The organism is Methanotorris igneus Kol 5 (assembly GCF_000214415.1).
In the GTDB taxonomy this organism is placed as follows: domain Archaea; phylum AGJL01; class Methanococci; order Methanococcales; family Methanococcaceae; genus Methanotorris; species Methanotorris igneus.
Window position 1 is genome coordinate 579916 of record NC_015562.1, and the last position, 16420, is coordinate 596335.

Below are 16420 nucleotides of genomic sequence, written 5' to 3' on the forward strand. Positions count from 1 at the left end.
TCACCCTACTCCTCAATCAATCCGAGGAAGTAACTTTTGAATTTCTCACTTTCAAGTAACCCCTTAGCAGAACCTTCATAAGCAACCCTTCCACTCACGAGCATATACCCCCTATCACTAATTTCCAAAGCCCTCTTAGCATTCTGCTCTACAAGTAAAATAGTTAATCCATAATCATCTCTCAATTCAAGGATTTTGTTGAATATTGTCTCAGCAAGTTTTGGGGATAATTGAGCAGTTGGCTCATCTAACATCAAGACCTCACTTTTTCTAACCAATGCTGTAGCCATTGCCAAAAATTGTCTCTGCCCCCCACTTAATTGCCCTGCTTTTCTTTTTAGAATATTCTTTAACTCTGGAAATACACTCAGAGCCAAATCTATTCTATCTTTAATTTCATCCTTTGGCAATAAGTAACCAGCTATTTTCAAATTTTCTTCAACAGTTAAATTGGCAAAGACATTATTTGTTTGGGGTAAATAAGCCAAACCACGCTGTGTTTTTTTATGTGGTGGGAGGTTTGTTATATCTTCATCTTTAAAATAAATCTTTCCTGAATATATGGTCGTTAATCCAAATAGGGTTTTTAGAAAGGTTGATTTCCCACTTCCATTAGGTCCTACAATGGTTGTAATCTTTCCTTTTTCAGCAGAGGCATTGACTTCAAATAAGATTTGCAACTTTCCATAGCCAGCACTTAAATTTTCAACTTTAATCACCAACATACACCTCCAAGACCTTTGGATCATTTAAAACTTTTTCAATCTCTTTCTCACCTCTACCCTCCGCAATAACTTCCCCCTCAAACATGACGTAAAGGTGGTCTATATATTTCAGAACAATATCTAATCTGTGCTCAACTATCAGCAACGTTATGCCTCTTTCTTTTAATTTTATTAAGTGGTTAAATATCTCATGAGCTAAACCTGGAGCAACTCCCGCGATAGGCTCATCCATAATTATTAATTTTGGATTCGTCATCAACGCCCTCCCAATCTCCAACAATTTCATCTGTCCCCCACTCAACTGCCCTGCTTTTCTATCCCACAAGTGGTCAATTTTAAGGAATTTTAATATTTTAAATGCTTTCTCTACTAATTCTTCTTCCATTTTAAGCCATTTTTTGTAATTTAGGGCATTTAAAACACTCTCTCCTATATGCCTCTCTGCTATTAGCAAATTCTCTAAAACAGTCATTTCCTTTAAAGGTTGAGGAGTTTGGAATGTCCTAACTATTCCATAGTTGTAAATTTCGTTTGGAGGTTTATTGGTGATGTCTTTCCCATCAAAAATAACTCTTCCGCTGTCTGCTGGAATAAACCCCGAAACTACATTTATAAATGTGGATTTCCCACTACCATTAGGCCCTATAATGAGAGTTAAAGTGCTCTCATCAATTTCTATGCTGACGTTATTTAATGCCTTCAAACCTCCAAAAGACTTTGATAAATTTTTTGTCTCAAGAATAGGCATTATAAAACACCCCCAAAAAATAAAAATTCCAAAAAATAAAAAATAATAAAAAAGTATAAGAGGTTTTCAATGTCATTCTATCCATTCAACTTGTCCAGTGCTTGATTTCCAAATACCAACAACTTTCCACCCATCTTCTGTAACTTTGTAGATTGCGTAATCTCCACTAGCTCTATCATTCCATTCGTTGAGTTTTAGGTCCCCAGTTACTGGTTTAACTCCAAACTCCCCATTGTTGTATTTTTCAAGGACTTCTTTGATTTTCTCAACCATTAGGTCTGGGTCATAACTTCCTTTTTCTTTTAACACTTCAGCATAAGCTAAGCCTGCAACCCATGTAGCATCGTAGGCAATTAAGCCGTATTGTTCTACTTCACCACCAAATTTAGCTTTGTATTTTTCTTTGATTTTCTCTGCTTCTTCACTTTCAGCATGGTATAATGTGCTGTATAATCCTACTTTCGCTGCTTTGTCTTTTGCTTGTTCAATGATTTTATCGCTTCCAGCAGATCCATCTGAACCTACCCATGTAACTTGGAGGAGGATTGAATCGTCTTCGATTTGGGAGAGTAACGATCCTAACTCATCAAATCCAATTGCAACAACTGCAACTTTGTCTTTTCCATGTTTATCAACAGCAGATCTAATTGCACCTTCAAGTTTGTCAATATATGGTGACCAGTCCGCTGGTGTTGGGTTTGTTGGGTATTCAATGTCCTCAACAACCTTAATACCTTCTTTTTCAAGGTTTTCTTTTGTAGCATCGTGCAATCCTTTACCCCATGCATCTCCTCTGTATATCATTGCAACACTTTTAAATCCTAGTGCTTTTATCTCATCCTTAATTGCTTTACTTTGGAAGAAGTCATTTGCAACAAATCTAAATATATACTTCTTATCTTCTGGTTTAGCAAATCCGATAAATGTTGGATATGCTGTTGATGATGGAGAGATAATGACAATTTTGTTTGATGTTGCATAACTTGCAAGGTTTCTAACTTCACTACTTGAAAGTGGTCCAATAACAACATTAACCCCTTTACCTTTCAATACTTGAAGTTTCTCAAGTGCAAGTTTTGGGTCACATTTTGTATCTTCAACATAAATTTCCAATTGATATGGAAGCCCCTTTTCCTTGAAGTAGTTATTTACATCTTCTTTGGCAAGCTCAATACAATTTCTTACAATTTTTCCATCTGAGGATAAATCTCCAGAGAGATCTGTAAGAACACCAATTTTTATTATATTTGATGCTTCAGTTCCTGTCTCCTGAGTTTTGTTAGTACATCCTGAAAATGCCGTTATTATAGTTACTGCAAATATTAAAGTAAGCAACTTTTTCCACATAAGACACCACCTCTCCCCAAAACTAAAGGTCGTTAGATTGTATACACCATAAGTTTTAGGGAGGAAGTATATTTCCGCCCATTAATTATTTACAAAAACCCCTTACTATATATATTTTTCGGTGTTATTCAACCTAAAATTAGAAATCCTAATAACCCCTAATGATCTTGTTAATTTTTTGTATTTTATTAAATTCTATTTCACATTTCGTGAAGTTAAGATAATATTGTCGTTTGCAGAATTTTTATTGGTTGTTTTTGACATAAATTAAAAATATATTAACAAAACCAATATTTGCCGTTAATTTTGAAAAATGGAGTTACGGTTAAATTTTCAGAATAAAATACACAAAGATCACTTAATTTGTTTATACATAATGGTCATTTATACGCAGCGACTATTAGTTTAAACCTTTTTATATTATGTTGCTAAATATACAACAACAAAAATTATCATCAAAAGGTGAAAATAATGCCAACAATAAATGTGAGGAAATCAGATTTGGAGAGATTAGTTAATATGGACTTATCTGATGCGTTTATAGAGGAAAAGTTTCCTATGATGGGTGTTGAGGTGGAAGAGGTTTTTGAGGAAAATGGAGAGAAATTTATTCAATTCTCAATAAACCCAAACAGACCAGATTACTTAAGTGCTGAAGGGTTAGCAAGAGGATTTAGAGGTTTTATTGGAATAGAAACAGGATTAAAGAGATATGATGTTTATGAAAGCGATATAAAAGTTTATGTTGAAGATGTTAAAACAAGGCCATATATTGCCTTTGCATTGGTTAAAAATGTGCAAATTGACGATGTTGTTTTGGAGAGCATAATAAACTTGCAGGAAAAATTACACTGGACAATTGGAAGGGACAGAAAAAAGGTAGCAATTGGTATTCATGACGCCAATAAGGTTGAGGCGCCATTTTACTACAAGGAAGTAGATGGAGATGAGATAAAATTCATCCCATTAAACTCTGAGGAAGAGATGACACCAAGGGAGATTTTAGAAAAGCATGAAAAAGGAATAAAATACGCTCACTTAATAAAAGACAAGTTTCCAATAATTTTAGATAAAAATGGGAATGTATTATCAATGCCTCCAATAATTAATGGGATTTTAACAAAAGTTACAACAGAAACAAGGAACTTATTGATTGATGTTACTGGAACTGATAAAAATGCCGTTGAAAATACCTTAAACATTATAGTAACCGCACTTGCAGATAGAGGAGGAACAATATTCAAAGCTGAGGTAATATACGCTGATGAGAAAATAACTTATCCTAACTTAGAACCAAAGGTCAAAGAAACAACTCCTGACTTTATAAACAAAACCTTAGGATTAAATTTAAATGTTGGAGAAATTATCTCATGCCTCAGAAAAGGAAGAATGGATGCAGTTTATGAAAATGGGAAGTTAAAAGTATTCATCCCAGCATATAGAGTTGATATCTTGCACGAGGTTGATTTTGCTGAAGAAGTGGCAATAAACTATGGATATGATAAATTTGCTGGAGAATACCCAATTATTGGGACAATTGGAGAGGTTGATAAATTAGAGAAAAAATGTGATTTTATAAGAGAAGTTATGATTGGATTAGGCTTTTATGAAGTTGTAAACTTAACGCTTTCAAATCAAAAAATATTATTTGAAAATATGAGGTTAGATGTTGATGAAAAGGATTATATCGAGGTTTTAAAGCCAGCGTCAGTTGAGCATAGAGTTGTCAGAACTTCAATATTACCACTACTTTTGGAGACACTAAGAATAAATAAACACAAAGAACTTCCACAAAGAATATTTGAGATTGGGGATTGTGTAGTTATAGATGAGAATTTCGAAACAAAGGGAAGAAATATAAAGAAGATTGCTGGGGCAGTGATTCATCCAACGGCAAACTTCAATGAAATAAAAAGTTATGTTGAGGCACTTTTAAGGGAACTGAAAATTGACTATGAACTTGAAAACCATTCACACCCTTCATTCATAGAAGGAAGATGCGCAAAAATTATTAACAATGAAAAAGAGATTGGATACTTTGGAGAAATTCATCCAGAGGTTATATTGAATTTTGATTTAGAACATCCTGTTGTAGGTTTTGAAATTGAGATTCTATGAGAGGATGCCGAATGAAGTGAGGCATCCTATCCTGTTTGGATGCAACCTTTTTAAAGGTTGCATTTGGAGCATCCTGTTGTAGGGTTTGAGATTGAAATTGAATAATTATAAAGAAGGAAACTTTATATATCCCTTATTCAATATTTTAATTGAACTTTTATCTATCATGTTTTTACCATGGTTTTTACTTTGGTTTTTACCGTGTTATTCTTAAAATTTTATTTTATAACATTTACAACCTTTTTATTAAAATAATTAGCATTATTAAGGTGATACCATGGGAATGACATTAGCAGAGAAGATATTGGCAAAAGCATCAGGAAAAAAGGAAGTTTCTCCAGGAGATATCGTAATGGCAAAAATAGAGACAGCAATGGTTCATGACATTACCGGACCTTTAACAGTAAACACCTTAAAAAAAGAGGGAATAAAAAAGGTTTGGGATCCAGAGAAGATTGTTGTTTTATTTGACCACCAAGTTCCAGCAGATAGTATAAACGCAGCAGAGAACCACATATTAATGAGGAAATTTGTAAAAGAGCAAGGTATAAAATACTTCTATGATATAAGGGAAGGGGTTTGCCACCAAGTTTTACCAGAAAAAGGGCACGTAGTTCCAGGAACTGTTTTAGTTGGTGCAGATAGCCACACATGCACACATGGAGCATTTGGAGCGTTTGCAACAGGTATCGGTTCAACTGACATGGCGGCAGTGTTTGCAACTGGGGAATTGTGGTTCAAAGTTCCAGAAACACTCTACTTCAACATAACTGGGGAATTGAAACCATACGTAATGTCAAAAGACGTTATATTGCACATAATTGGGGAAGTTGGAGCTGATGGAGCAACATATAAAGCATGTCAGTTTGGTGGAGAAACAGTCAAAAACATGTCAATTGCTTCAAGAATGACAATGACAAACATGGCTATTGAAATGGGGGGTAAAACAGGGCTTATAGAACCTGATGAAAAAACCATCCAATATGTCAAAAATGCAATGAAAAAACACGGAACAGAGAAGCCATTTGAAGTCATTAAAGCAGATGAAGATGCGGAATATGAAGAAGTGTTTGAGGTTGAGGTTAATGACTTAGAGCCAATGATTGCATGCCCACACAACGTAGATAATGTTAAAGCAGTTAGAGAAGTTGCAGGAACACCAATTGACCAAGTGTTCATTGGTTCATGTACAAATGGAAGATTAGAGGACTTAAGAATTGCAATTAAAATTATTGAAGAACATGGTGGAATTGCTGATGATGTAAGAGTTATTGTAACCCCAGCATCAAGAGAAGTTATGTTAAAAGCAATGGAAGAAGGAATAATCCAAAAGTTCTACAAGTATGGATGTGTCGTCACAAACCCATCATGTTCTGCCTGTATGGGGGCATTGTATGGTATCTTAGGTCCTGGAGAGGTTGGGGTTGCAACATCAAACAGAAACTTCAGAGGAAGAGAGGGTTCCCTCGACTCAGAAGTTTACTTAGTAAGCCCTGCAACTGCTGCTGCATGTGCAGTTAAAGGAGAAATCACCGACCCAAGGGATTTATAAATTCTTATTTAAATTTTGAAGTTTATTTTTTACTTCCTATTTTCTATTTTTTTAATTTTATTTTTTTGTGATATTATGGAGAAAATAATTGAAAGTAAAGGATTAACCCCGATGTTAAGGGAATTTAAGAATATAATAAAAAAATAACAACTGAAAAAGGGCTGTTTTTGTTGGTTCAAGGGTGTTTGTTTACCTTTGTTGAATTGTGTGCTTATACTATATAGGGAATTGGAGAGCTCTATTTTATCCCAGATGCTGATTTGGAAAATACAAAAGAATTAATTTTGAGAGATGTTATATGCAGTGTGAAGAAATATCCTTAGCATTAGAGAATGTTGATGCCGTGGTTTTATTTGGTAATTGGCAATGCTAAAAATAGGAGTGGATGTTGAGAACGTTAAAAATTTATGGATAAATAAATCCAAAGCTCGTTTTAGGTTTCTGTTTTATGGGTATTTTCCAAAAATTTAGATGGATTAATGAGATTGATTTGATTATTTAATTGATGAAAAATATTGAAGTTACTGTATTTAAAAAACAAAAAACAAATAAAATCACCCTCTAATGAAAACCAAATACCAAACAACGATTACAATAAGGAGAGGAATTTCATAAATAAGCAAATGCAAAGTAGCCAACTTAATCCCTATTTTTCCAAATATGGAGAGTTGCAAAGGAAGGTTTTTTCTTAAATAAATTGTGATTTTATTGAGAAATTCTGCTACCAAAAGTGAAAACAAAATCTCATTTGGAGTTAGAACATTCCCACTCAAAAGCCCAGATGCAATACCAATAGCGCCAGAAATCGTGGCAAGTCCAGTCAGCATTATAATCAATACTGTAGAAGGCAAACCTAAGGCATCCAATACTGAATCTGCTAAATTTTCAACAATTTCCAATAATCCATGCTCTATTAGGTAAGTTATTATCAATACGGATGGAACAAAGGACATCAAAACTCTCGCATATTGTTTTAGCGTGTCTCTTATTATTGCTTTTATTCCTCCAGACTTAAAATTAAAATCCACATTGATTTGGGTGTTATTTTTTCTTAACATCAAAATACCAAAGAGCAAATACATGCATGTAACTAAAAACTTAATCAAAACATACAATCCCCCAACATAAAGACCTAAACTCGTCGCCATGGGAATGGCAAAGAACAATATTATATGAATACCAAATGAAAACATACCTAAGAAGTATAACGGCATTAGATTTTCCTTTGAAAGTTCTCCTTTATCGCAGAGGTTATTAAGCAAAAAATGCCCAGACGTGGAACTAACAAAGTAAACGGCAAGAATTGGAAAATATTTGTTTTTTATGTATTTTTGGAGTTTGTAGAGTATATTTAAGTGACACATAATATTTGCCAATAAAACCCCCAAAAATATCAATGGAAGAACTTTTGAAAATATCTCTAACACCATCATGTTATCATTTTTTGACTTTATTTACAGCCGTTTACGTTATAAACAATTAAAATCTTCAATGAAATGAGGTATAAATATGCTTTATTCAAAATGAAACCTTTTAAAAAGGTTGAACAAAACTTATCGATTTTGTGACCCAAACCTTTACGGTTTGGTTTCATCCAAATAGGATAAGATGCTTCGCTTTGTTCGACGTCCTCTCTTAGACATCCTCTATTGCAAACTACTTTTTAAGAATACTATTTGTTGCTATTTAAAAAATTAATGGCAAAACCAGAGGTTTTGCCGTATAATTCCGCAAACGACTATAAATCATTCTGCAATTATATGGAAATTATCCACTCTAAATTTAAATTTAGTGTATTATACCTTTATTCAGGACATCCACTACAGAGGGGGTTATAAAGTGCATATATTATCTATAAAAGAGTTTTGATATTTTGTTGTTGAAAAACTTATAAGGAAACTTTAAGAAAATCAAAAAAGTTAAAATATACTATCAAAAATCCATATAAAAATATTTTGGTTAGCCAAGAATCTTAACATCAAATTGGCAATATTCATGCCCCAGTCCAGCACAGTGGGTTTCTTTTACTTGGACTTTTTTACCAAAAATATTCTCCAAACAACCTGCTATGAACCCTCCTTCAAAATGGCACAATGTCTTACCCATTTTAGGTAATCCAGAACATGTTATGCATTCATATACCCTTACTTGCAGTGGGTTTTCATTTACAATCTCAACAATCCCAATTTTGTTATCCTTGCAGAATTCAATTACATCATCTACAGATTTTAAATCTAATGATTCTCCAAATTTTTTTCCAGAAGCGTAAAGTACTGCATTTGCCCCATCACCCAAATATTTTTCTAAATCTGCAAATCTAATGATTCTAAACAATACTGTATTTATACTGTCACCAAGTGTGGGTCTATTTGTATTTTTTAAGATATCCAACGGAATCTGTGCCATTGCCTCATCCCCATAAAAATTTTTGGAATAACTTTATCTACACATGGAAAATTTCTCAACATAAACAGTTGTGGTATATTTGCCAAAAGCTTACTCAAATTGAATTATTTATTTACTATAATATAAAGTTATCGTTTTTCTTAATGGGGGCATTCCAAAAATTAATAATACCCATTTTAATAATAAATTACTGTAATCTTAAACCTAATATCTATTAAAATTATTTTTGTGTGGTGGGTTTATGGATTTCATAAAAATACATGTAAAAGGTATAGTTCAAGGTGTAGGGTTTAGACCTTTCGTTTATAGAATAGCAAAAGAGAATAATTTAAAAGGATATGTCAAAAATATGGGAAATTACGTTGAAATTGTAGTTGGAGGTAAAAAAGAAGATATAGAAAAATTTATAGACGATTTAAAGTCAAAAAAGCCCCCACTATCAAAAATTGATGATTTGAAAATATTTAAATTAAGGGATGAAGTAAATTTTGATGATTTTGTTATATTAGATAGTGAAGAAACAAACAAAGAAGAAGAAGGAACAATCCCAGCAGACGTTGCTATTTGTGATGAATGCCTAAAAGAGATGATGGATAAAAACGATAGGAGATACAGATATCCATTCATTGCATGCACAAATTGTGGGCCAAGATTCACCATTGTTGAAAAAGTTCCCTATGATAGGGAAAATACATCAATGAGGGACTTTCCACTTTGTGAGGAATGTTTAAAAGAATATAAAAATCCATTAGATAGAAGATTTCATGCCCAAGCAACATGCTGCCCAAATTGTGGACCAAAGGTATTCTTAACTGATGAAAATGGAGAAGTTTTATATGAGAAAGATGAAGCAATAAATGAGGCCGTCAAACTCTTAGAGGAAGGTAAAATTTTGGCGGTTAAAGGTATTGGGGGGACGCATTTAGTTTGTAAGGTAAATGATGATGAAGTTGTTTTAACATTGAGGGAGAGGTTAGGGAGGCCATCTCAACCCTTTGCTGTGACGAGTAAATTAGAATATTTAGGTTTATTTGCAGAGTATGATGATGAGGAGTTAGAGACATTAATTTCCCCAAAAAGACCTATTGTTGTTTTAAAAAAGAATGATGATTATGATAGATATTTCTCAAAATACGTCTCAAATTTAGATACTATTGGCGTTATGCTTCCATATAGTGGGTTGCATTATTTGCTTTTTGACAAAGAGATTGCCTACGTAATGACCTCTGCAAATTTACCAGGGCTTCCTATGGTTAAAGATAATGGGGAAATATTGAAGAAATTAAAAGGCATTGCGGATTATTTCTTATTGCATAATAGGAGGATTATAAATAGATGTGATGACAGCGTTATGAAAAAGATAAACAACAGAATGATATTCTTAAGGAGATCAAGGGGCTTTGCACCAGAGCCAATTGAAGTGGACATAGAGAACAACAAAAACATCCTCTGCGTTGGAGGGGAATTGAACTCAATAGCATGCCTTGTAAAGAAAAATAAATTCTATCTAACCCAATACATTGGAAATACATCAAAATATGAGACCTTTTGTTATTTAAAGGATGCAATAAACAACATAATAAAAATAACCAACACAAATAAAATTGATGCTGTTGTTTGTGATATGCATCCCCTCTTTAATTCAACAAAATTTGCTGAGGAGTTAGCAGATAAGGGGGTAGAGTTATTTAGAATTCAACATCACCACGCACACGCGTTCTCATTGATGGGGGATAATAATTACTTTGATGATTGCGTAATCATGGCTTTGGATGGAGTCGGTTATGGATTGGATGGAAATATCTGGGGTGGAGAAATATTTGCATGGAAAAACAATAAAATGGAAAGAATAGGGCACTTAGAAGAGCAGTATCAACTTGGTGGGGATTTGGCAACAAAATATCCTCTTAGAATGTTGTTGGGGATTTTATATAAGAAAATTTGTGAAGAAGCAATAGATATTATAAAGGAATATAACTTCTTCTCAGAGAAAGAATTGAAGATTTTCGCTCTCCAATTAAAAAAGAAAATCAACTGTCCAATAACCACTTCATGTGGAAGGGTTTTAGATGCCATATCCTCACTTTTATCAGTTACCTTTGAAAAAACCTACGATGGAGAGCCCGCAATAAGGTTAGAGGCATTGGCAAGTGAATATATAAAAAGAAAAAGAATAGACATTGAAGTTTCCCCAAAAATAAAAAATAACATATTAAATACAACAGATTTGGTTTATGACTGCTATGAGATGCTTAAAAATGGTATTGATAGAGGATCTATTGCTTACTATGCCCACATTTACATTGCAGATGGGCTCTCAAGGATAGCAATAAAAAATGCGGAGAAGTTAGATGTTGAGTGTATTGGGTTGAGTGGAGGAGTATCTTACAATAAGATTATTTCAGAGAGAATCAGAAAGAATGTTGAAAATTGTGGATTTAAATTTTTATACCACAAGAACGTACCAAATGGTGACGGGGGTCTAAGTTTTGGGCAGGGGGTTGGATACATACTGATGAATTCGCAATAAAAGTTTATATGTAGGGTGTCTCAACTTAATTTTAATTAAAAAATGCGATAGTGATATTATGATTAAGGTTTACAGAATTGATGGAATTTGGGCAATATTAATTTTGGGGTTAATATTATTGCTCATAATTGCTGGAGTGTTCCTATTGATTCCACTCGCCGTTTTATTAGGGACTTATCTATTATATAGGAAGTTTAAAGTGTCTATTCATGAATTTATTAAGAAATTAAGGAGGAAAAAAATAAAAATAAAAGATACCTCACAGAGTGGTGAAGTAAAAATAAACTTTGGAAGAAAAATTCCTATTGAAGATTCATCAGAAATTTCCAAAACAAAAGAAGAATCGAAAGGAGAAATTAATGAGGAAATTAGAGAGTTTATTGAATACCTTAAAAATGTTGGGATGGAGTTTAAAGATGGGGTATTATATTATGAAGGCAAAAAACTTTATCCAACATATAGGAAAAGTTATCCTGTCAATGAAATAATAAAGTTGGATATCCCAAAAGATTTTGATGCCATAATTTTGGGATTGAAAGGATTTCCATGGGAACCAAAGTTTTTATATTTAATTCCAATTGATGAAGCAAAAGAGAGAATGAGCATTGATGAATTAAAAAAATATGAGTTTAAAATAAAGCAAATAAAATAATTTGACGGCTAATCAAAATAACGCTTTGGTATTATAGTCTCAGACGTTAATAAGTGGAAAATTACCATTGGAAAATTATTATTGGTTTTATATTCAAAACAAAATTTTTCGGCAAAAATTTTTGTCCAAGACAATTTTTCATAACTCTATATTCCAAGATTTGGATTTTAGTATTATAAAATTCATGAAAAGTATTACTACCCCTCTCTCGCTAAAAATTATTATTTTTTAGTTTACTAAATTTTCAGGCAATATTTTTTAATTTTAAGGATTTTTATCAAATTTCGGAGGGTGCTTTATTTTTAAGAATTTAAATATTTAATTTTATGGATTTATTGAGATTTTTGGATTTTAAGGAATAATAGGAATTATTTCAAGTTTTCCCCGATTGATGAAGTTTATTTAACGATTTAAAACGATTTTAAAAAATTATTTCGAATTTAAACGATTTTTAGAGAAGTGCAGAGGTATATAAATGAACACTGTTAATACCCCTTCGAAAATCAATGCTTTAAAAAGAAGCAAATAGAAACCTTTATATAGGAAAAAGAGCAAAATATTGTCCTGTTAAAATCAGACCCTTAGGGGGATGGAAATTACTTCCCACCTATACATTTTTTTCAATAATTTTTCCATCATCTAGTTAAAATCAGACCCTTAGGGGGATGGAAATGGAACACCATTCAATATTATGAATCTAAATCTTGGAGTTAAAATCAGACCCTTAGGGGGATGGAAATGAGAAACTTTGAGTTACAAGTATTGCAAACCATAAGTTAAAATCAGACCCTTAGGGGGATGGAAATGAGAGGGACGACATTAGTTCATTGGATTGTAGAAGTCAATTGCTTTGGCTTTTGATTGACAGTTAAAATCAGACCCTTAGGGGGATGGAAATGTCCCTACCATCCAATAAACAGATGGCTCGGGACTGTTAAAATCAGACCCTTAGGGGGATGGAAATTGCTACTAAAACGCAAAAAGTTTAAGGTTAAAGCAAAGAGTTAAAATCAGACCCTTAGGGGGATGGAAATATTTTTAAGAACTTTAAAACCGAAACATATATATATGTTAAAATCAGACCCTTAGGGGGATGGAAATAATGGAAAAAGGCACAAAAATGGGCAATATTAAAAATTATTGATTTAGTTAAAATCAGACCCTTAGGGGGATGGAAATATATAATCAATATACAATATATACACATGTAGTTTTGTTAAAATCAGACCCTTAGGGGGATGGAAATTGGTATGATTGTAATTGAATTCTAAATAATCTGATTCGTGTTAAAATCAGACCCTTAGGGGGATGGAAATCTTTTCTAAACCTCCAAGTGTGCTTCAAATCATTAAGTTAAGTTAAAATCAGACCCTTAGGGGGATGGAAATCAACAATTTCTATCTTAATATCACTCTTTTCAACAATTTGTTAAAATCAGACCCTTAGGGGGATGGAAATCAACAATTTCTATCTTAATATCACTCTTTTCAACAATTTGTTAAAATCAGACCCTTAGGGGGATGGAAATGATGAAGCCCCAAAACCATTAAAAGCCATTTGGAAAGGGTTAAAATCAGACCCTTAGGGGGATGGAAATGCTGGTGGAGCTGTTAAGTAATTTACATAGATATTAACAGTTAAAATCAGACCCTTAGGGGGATGGAAATTTTATTTTTACCTAAAAGAGGCACTGCCGAGCGAAGCGAAGTAGTGCATCCCTTTTGATGAAACTTTTCTAAAGTTTCAATTAGAGCCTTAGGGGAGTAAAAATCTTAAATTTCTTTTTTTTTCACTGTTTTATGTTAGGATTGGGTTCTTGAGTATAGTTGTTCGCCAATTTTTTGCACGGATTTAGATGCAACAAAATTATACGGCAAAACTTTGTTTTGCCATTTATTTTTTAAAGGTAATAAACCATATTGCAAAATTCCAAATAAAGGTTAATTATCACTTATACTTATATAATCTAATAGGGATTTCATGCATTTGTAAGGCGAACAACTATAGTTTGTTATTAACTTCATCGTATAACTAAACATGCAAATATTTGCATATATAAATATAACTTTTAAATTGGAACAAATTTTTTGCAATGGTTGTTTTCCCACAAACAAAAAATTAATATGCGGCAAAATCCCAAGGGATTTTGCCAAAAGATATACGGCAAAACCTTCGGTTTTGCCAAAAACCCTTCTAACGCACACAACTATAAATCAACATTTACAAAATATTTAAATTTATGAATGGAGTTTATAGGATTTATGTAAATTTAACAACATGCAATATCAATTTAAAAAAGAAAAAATTAATCAACATCCATAAATATTTAATCTCCAAGGAAAATATGGTAAAATTGATGGTCATGACCACATAGCCAATATTTCCCACTGACTATATTAAATCTTTCCTTTCATAACTAACTCTGCAAACTTCTCAAAACTTCTGTCGTAGGTTTTCTCAACATCATCTGGGAAACAGCACGCAGGCAACTGTCTATTTCTTAAATGGTAATGCAAACACTCACAGCATAAACCTTTTCTTGAGCATGATGGGTAAGAACAATTACATCTGTTTAGATTTTTCTCTTTATTCGGACACTCCATTATCCCCCTCCTCTAATTCTTTTAAAAATGCTGCAATTTTTTTAACTACGATTTTTGCTTCTTCTTCTGTTTTAGGATATTCCACATTTAAAACAGGAATGCCCTTTCTTCTAATCAAATATTTTGTTAATTCATTTGTTCTCTCACATCCAACACATCCAAAGCCAATTGGAGCATTTTTCATTATAATAGCTGCCTCTGCCTCTTCTATCAATGGCCCTATTAATGACATTCTTCCCCTAACTCCAGAAGGGACTTCAATTGCAGCATATTTTAATCCTTTCTTTGGATCTTCGTCAGTTATGTTTAATGGGGGGCTATCTATCTCAGCAGTTCTAACTTTTTGCCCAATTACATTGTTTAACATCAAAGGCTTATGCCCAAACCTCTCAACCAAATCTCCCAGTATTAAACTGTTTGGAGGAAATATGAATACTTTCTTCACTTTATCACCTAAAAAATTAATTATGCTCAAAGCAAAATAGACGTTTGTATTTTTAAATTTTTCGTATTTCATTGCTATATTTTTTAGAACTATAATGTTCAAATAGGTCAAATCCTCTTTCAAAAATTTTAGGAGTCTATTTAAACTCTAATACAATTTTATTTTGGGAATGCATCTTCAGGTAAAAACTCAGATAACTCTGGTCTTCTTGCAAGCAATAAAACTTCCTCAAATATTCCAGCAGTGATATCAACAGCACCAATTGCTCCTAAAACCTCATCCCCATCTTTTATAGGCACAACAATTACTGGAAGTCCTTTATATGGCCCTACAATTGGAGTTACTCTTAGAACTTCCCCCTTCTCTATTGCCAGCTTTAACACATACCCCTCATAGTTGTCATCAACAACTTTACCCTTCTCTAACCTGACTCCGGGTTTTTCCTTACTTCTTGCTGTTACAGGAAGTTTATTTACTAAAATATGGATAGCCATAGCTAATGGTAACAAATCTTTTGAATCAGCATTTTTAAATACTTCTTTAAGCATCTTCTACACCTCACAACAACCTACATTAATATTTGGATAATGAAAAATATATAGTTTTTGTTATTTTTTTAGCTCATTAAGTTTATTATACCACCTCATCAAAATCTCTCGAGATTTTTTCAATTTGAAATTTCCAACATCCAATAAAAACTTCAAATAATCTTCATTAACAAGGATTTTTCCATCTTTCCCAATTGGGGCATCTATCTTATATGTACCAAGTATTTCCACAATAACCCTCTTATCGCTAACTGATTTTATAGACGATGCCTTTAATCCATTATGTATAGCAAGTTCGACCATTTTCTTTGCTGAATTTATATCCCTCGCTGCTATGTGCAATATTGGAGAGTTCATAACAAAAACCATCAATTCAAAATCATCGGATTTTTTTCTTAATGCCTCGAATAGTTCATCATAAGTTGCATAATGATGCCACTTTCCCAGCCATCGCGAGTGGATTTTTGGATTTTTTCCCTTAGGAAATTCCATTATCCCGCATCTTCCAATACAACTACTTGTTGTGTAATAATCATCTAATTCATTAATCTTATTTATTATTGGGATTATCTCTTCATCTACAAGATTGCTTCTTATAGCAAGTTCAAGTTCCATCAAAGTTTTTCTTTTATCATCCTCAAACATACTTCCACCTAAACAGAAAAGGTTATAAATAAAAGGCCATATAGAGGGATTTTAAAAATTTAATTAAAAATTTAATATTAAAAATATAGTTGCTTGCGTTA

14 protein-coding genes and 1 CRISPR repeat array are annotated in these 16420 nt (G+C 32.8%); of the genes, 5 read left to right on the plus strand and 9 right to left on the minus strand.

What is annotated here, in order from left to right; all coding sequences use genetic code 11:
* Positions 1–5 precede the first annotated feature (5 nt).
* The 3 genes from METIG_RS02815 to METIG_RS02825 all read right to left on the minus strand — a co-directional run bounded on the left by METIG_RS02815 (position 6) and on the right by METIG_RS02825 (position 2820).
* On the minus strand, positions 6–725 hold the full coding sequence (locus METIG_RS02815) for a branched-chain amino acid ABC transporter ATP-binding protein (protein ID WP_048055501.1): 720 nt from the start codon (positions 723–725) through the stop codon (positions 6–8).
* Entirely contained in the window at positions 712–1473 is a 762-nt protein-coding gene (locus METIG_RS02820; RefSeq protein ID WP_013798734.1) for an ABC transporter ATP-binding protein, read from the minus strand. Before METIG_RS02820 ends, METIG_RS02815 begins: the two co-directional genes overlap by 14 nt.
* Before the next feature lie 72 nt (positions 1474–1545).
* Positions 1546–2820: an ABC transporter substrate-binding protein gene (locus tag METIG_RS02825; protein ID WP_013798735.1), complete on the minus strand. Its 1275-nt coding sequence runs from the start codon at positions 2818–2820 to the stop codon at positions 1546–1548.
* Positions 2821–3291: 471 nt separating this feature from the next.
* Between METIG_RS02825 and pheT the strand changes: the two genes are divergently transcribed.
* Entirely contained in the window at positions 3292–4938 is a 1647-nt protein-coding gene (pheT, locus tag METIG_RS02830; protein WP_013798736.1) for a phenylalanine--tRNA ligase subunit beta, read from the plus strand.
* Between the two features lie 277 nt (positions 4939–5215).
* A complete protein-coding gene (leuC, locus tag METIG_RS02835; protein ID WP_013798737.1) occupies positions 5216–6490 on the plus strand; it encodes an isopropylmalate/citramalate isomerase large subunit in 1275 nt (424 codons plus the stop codon).
* A 554-nt stretch (positions 6491–7044) separates the two neighbouring features.
* Here leuC and METIG_RS02840 read toward each other — a convergent pair.
* Both METIG_RS02840 and METIG_RS02845 read right to left on the minus strand, forming a co-directional pair.
* The gene (locus METIG_RS02840; protein WP_013798738.1) at positions 7045–7923 is read right to left on the minus strand and encodes a hypothetical protein; all 879 of its coding nucleotides are present in this window, start codon (positions 7921–7923) and stop codon (positions 7045–7047) included.
* A 526-nt stretch (positions 7924–8449) separates the two neighbouring features.
* Complete coding sequence (locus METIG_RS02845; protein WP_013798739.1) at positions 8450–8896, minus strand: DUF2507 domain-containing protein; 447 nt, start codon at positions 8894–8896, stop codon at positions 8450–8452.
* Between the two features lie 241 nt (positions 8897–9137).
* Between METIG_RS02845 and hypF the strand changes: the two genes are divergently transcribed.
* The 3 genes from hypF (at position 9138) to METIG_RS09695 (ending at position 14452) form a co-directional block, all read left to right on the plus strand.
* Positions 9138–11426, plus strand: a complete 2289-nt coding sequence (gene hypF, locus METIG_RS02850; protein WP_013798740.1) for a carbamoyltransferase HypF — start codon at positions 9138–9140, stop codon at positions 11424–11426.
* 58 nt (positions 11427–11484) lie between these two features.
* Positions 11485–12078 (plus strand): hypothetical protein, encoded by a 594-nt coding sequence (locus METIG_RS02855; RefSeq protein WP_013798741.1) that lies wholly within the window; start codon positions 11485–11487, stop codon positions 12076–12078.
* Positions 12079–12644: 566 nt separating this feature from the next.
* A CRISPR array of direct repeats spans positions 12645–13745; the repeat unit is 31 nt; unit sequence GTTAAAATCAGACCCTTAGGGGGATGGAAAT.
* A 572-nt stretch (positions 13746–14317) separates the two neighbouring features.
* Positions 14318–14452: a hypothetical protein gene (locus METIG_RS09695; protein WP_281033961.1), complete on the plus strand. Its 135-nt coding sequence runs from the start codon at positions 14318–14320 to the stop codon at positions 14450–14452.
* Between the two features lie 22 nt (positions 14453–14474).
* Here the strand turns inward: METIG_RS09695 and METIG_RS02860 are convergent, their stop codons facing one another.
* The 4 genes from METIG_RS02860 to taw3 all read right to left on the minus strand — a co-directional run bounded on the left by METIG_RS02860 (position 14475) and on the right by taw3 (position 16319).
* Positions 14475–14681, minus strand: coding sequence for a DUF6485 family protein (locus METIG_RS02860; protein WP_013798742.1), 207 nt, complete (start codon positions 14679–14681; stop codon positions 14475–14477).
* On the minus strand, positions 14665–15126 hold the full coding sequence (locus tag METIG_RS02865; protein ID WP_048055502.1) for a methanogenesis marker 5 protein: 462 nt from the start codon (positions 15124–15126) through the stop codon (positions 14665–14667). The genes METIG_RS02860 and METIG_RS02865 overlap by 17 nt, the downstream gene beginning before the upstream one ends.
* Before the next feature lie 158 nt (positions 15127–15284).
* On the minus strand, positions 15285–15674 hold the full coding sequence (locus tag METIG_RS02870; protein ID WP_013798744.1) for a DUF2111 domain-containing protein: 390 nt from the start codon (positions 15672–15674) through the stop codon (positions 15285–15287).
* Between the two features lie 60 nt (positions 15675–15734).
* Complete coding sequence (gene taw3, locus METIG_RS02875) at positions 15735–16319, minus strand: tRNA(Phe) 7-((3-amino-3-carboxypropyl)-4-demethylwyosine(37)-N(4))-methyltransferase Taw3 (protein WP_013798745.1); 585 nt, start codon at positions 16317–16319, stop codon at positions 15735–15737.
* Positions 16320–16420 lie beyond the last annotated feature (101 nt).

Bases quoted from the DNA above. Each gene is read 5' to 3' on its own strand.
- pheT (WP_013798736.1), top strand. From the start codon at position 3,292: ATGCCAACAATAAATGTGAGGAAATCAGATTTGGAGAGATTAGTTAAT.
- METIG_RS02840 (WP_013798738.1), bottom strand. From the start codon at position 7,923: ATGATGGTGTTAGAGATATTTTCAAAAGTTCTTCCATTGATATTTTTG.
- METIG_RS09695 (WP_281033961.1), top strand. From the start codon at position 14,318: ATGAATGGAGTTTATAGGATTTATGTAAATTTAACAACATGCAATATC.
- METIG_RS02855 (WP_013798741.1), top strand. From the start codon at position 11,485: ATGATTAAGGTTTACAGAATTGATGGAATTTGGGCAATATTAATTTTG.
- leuC (WP_013798737.1), top strand. From the start codon at position 5,216: ATGGGAATGACATTAGCAGAGAAGATATTGGCAAAAGCATCAGGAAAA.
- METIG_RS02870 (WP_013798744.1), bottom strand. From the start codon at position 15,674: ATGCTTAAAGAAGTATTTAAAAATGCTGATTCAAAAGATTTGTTACCA.
- hypF (WP_013798740.1), top strand. From the start codon at position 9,138: ATGGATTTCATAAAAATACATGTAAAAGGTATAGTTCAAGGTGTAGGG.
- METIG_RS02860 (WP_013798742.1), bottom strand. From the start codon at position 14,681: ATGGAGTGTCCGAATAAAGAGAAAAATCTAAACAGATGTAATTGTTCT.
- METIG_RS02845 (WP_013798739.1), bottom strand. From the start codon at position 8,896: ATGGCACAGATTCCGTTGGATATCTTAAAAAATACAAATAGACCCACA.
- METIG_RS02820 (WP_013798734.1), bottom strand. From the start codon at position 1,473: ATGCCTATTCTTGAGACAAAAAATTTATCAAAGTCTTTTGGAGGTTTG.
- METIG_RS02825 (WP_013798735.1), bottom strand. From the start codon at position 2,820: ATGTGGAAAAAGTTGCTTACTTTAATATTTGCAGTAACTATAATAACG.
- taw3 (WP_013798745.1), bottom strand. From the start codon at position 16,319: ATGTTTGAGGATGATAAAAGAAAAACTTTGATGGAACTTGAACTTGCT.
- METIG_RS02815 (WP_048055501.1), bottom strand. From the start codon at position 725: ATGTTGGTGATTAAAGTTGAAAATTTAAGTGCTGGCTATGGAAAGTTG.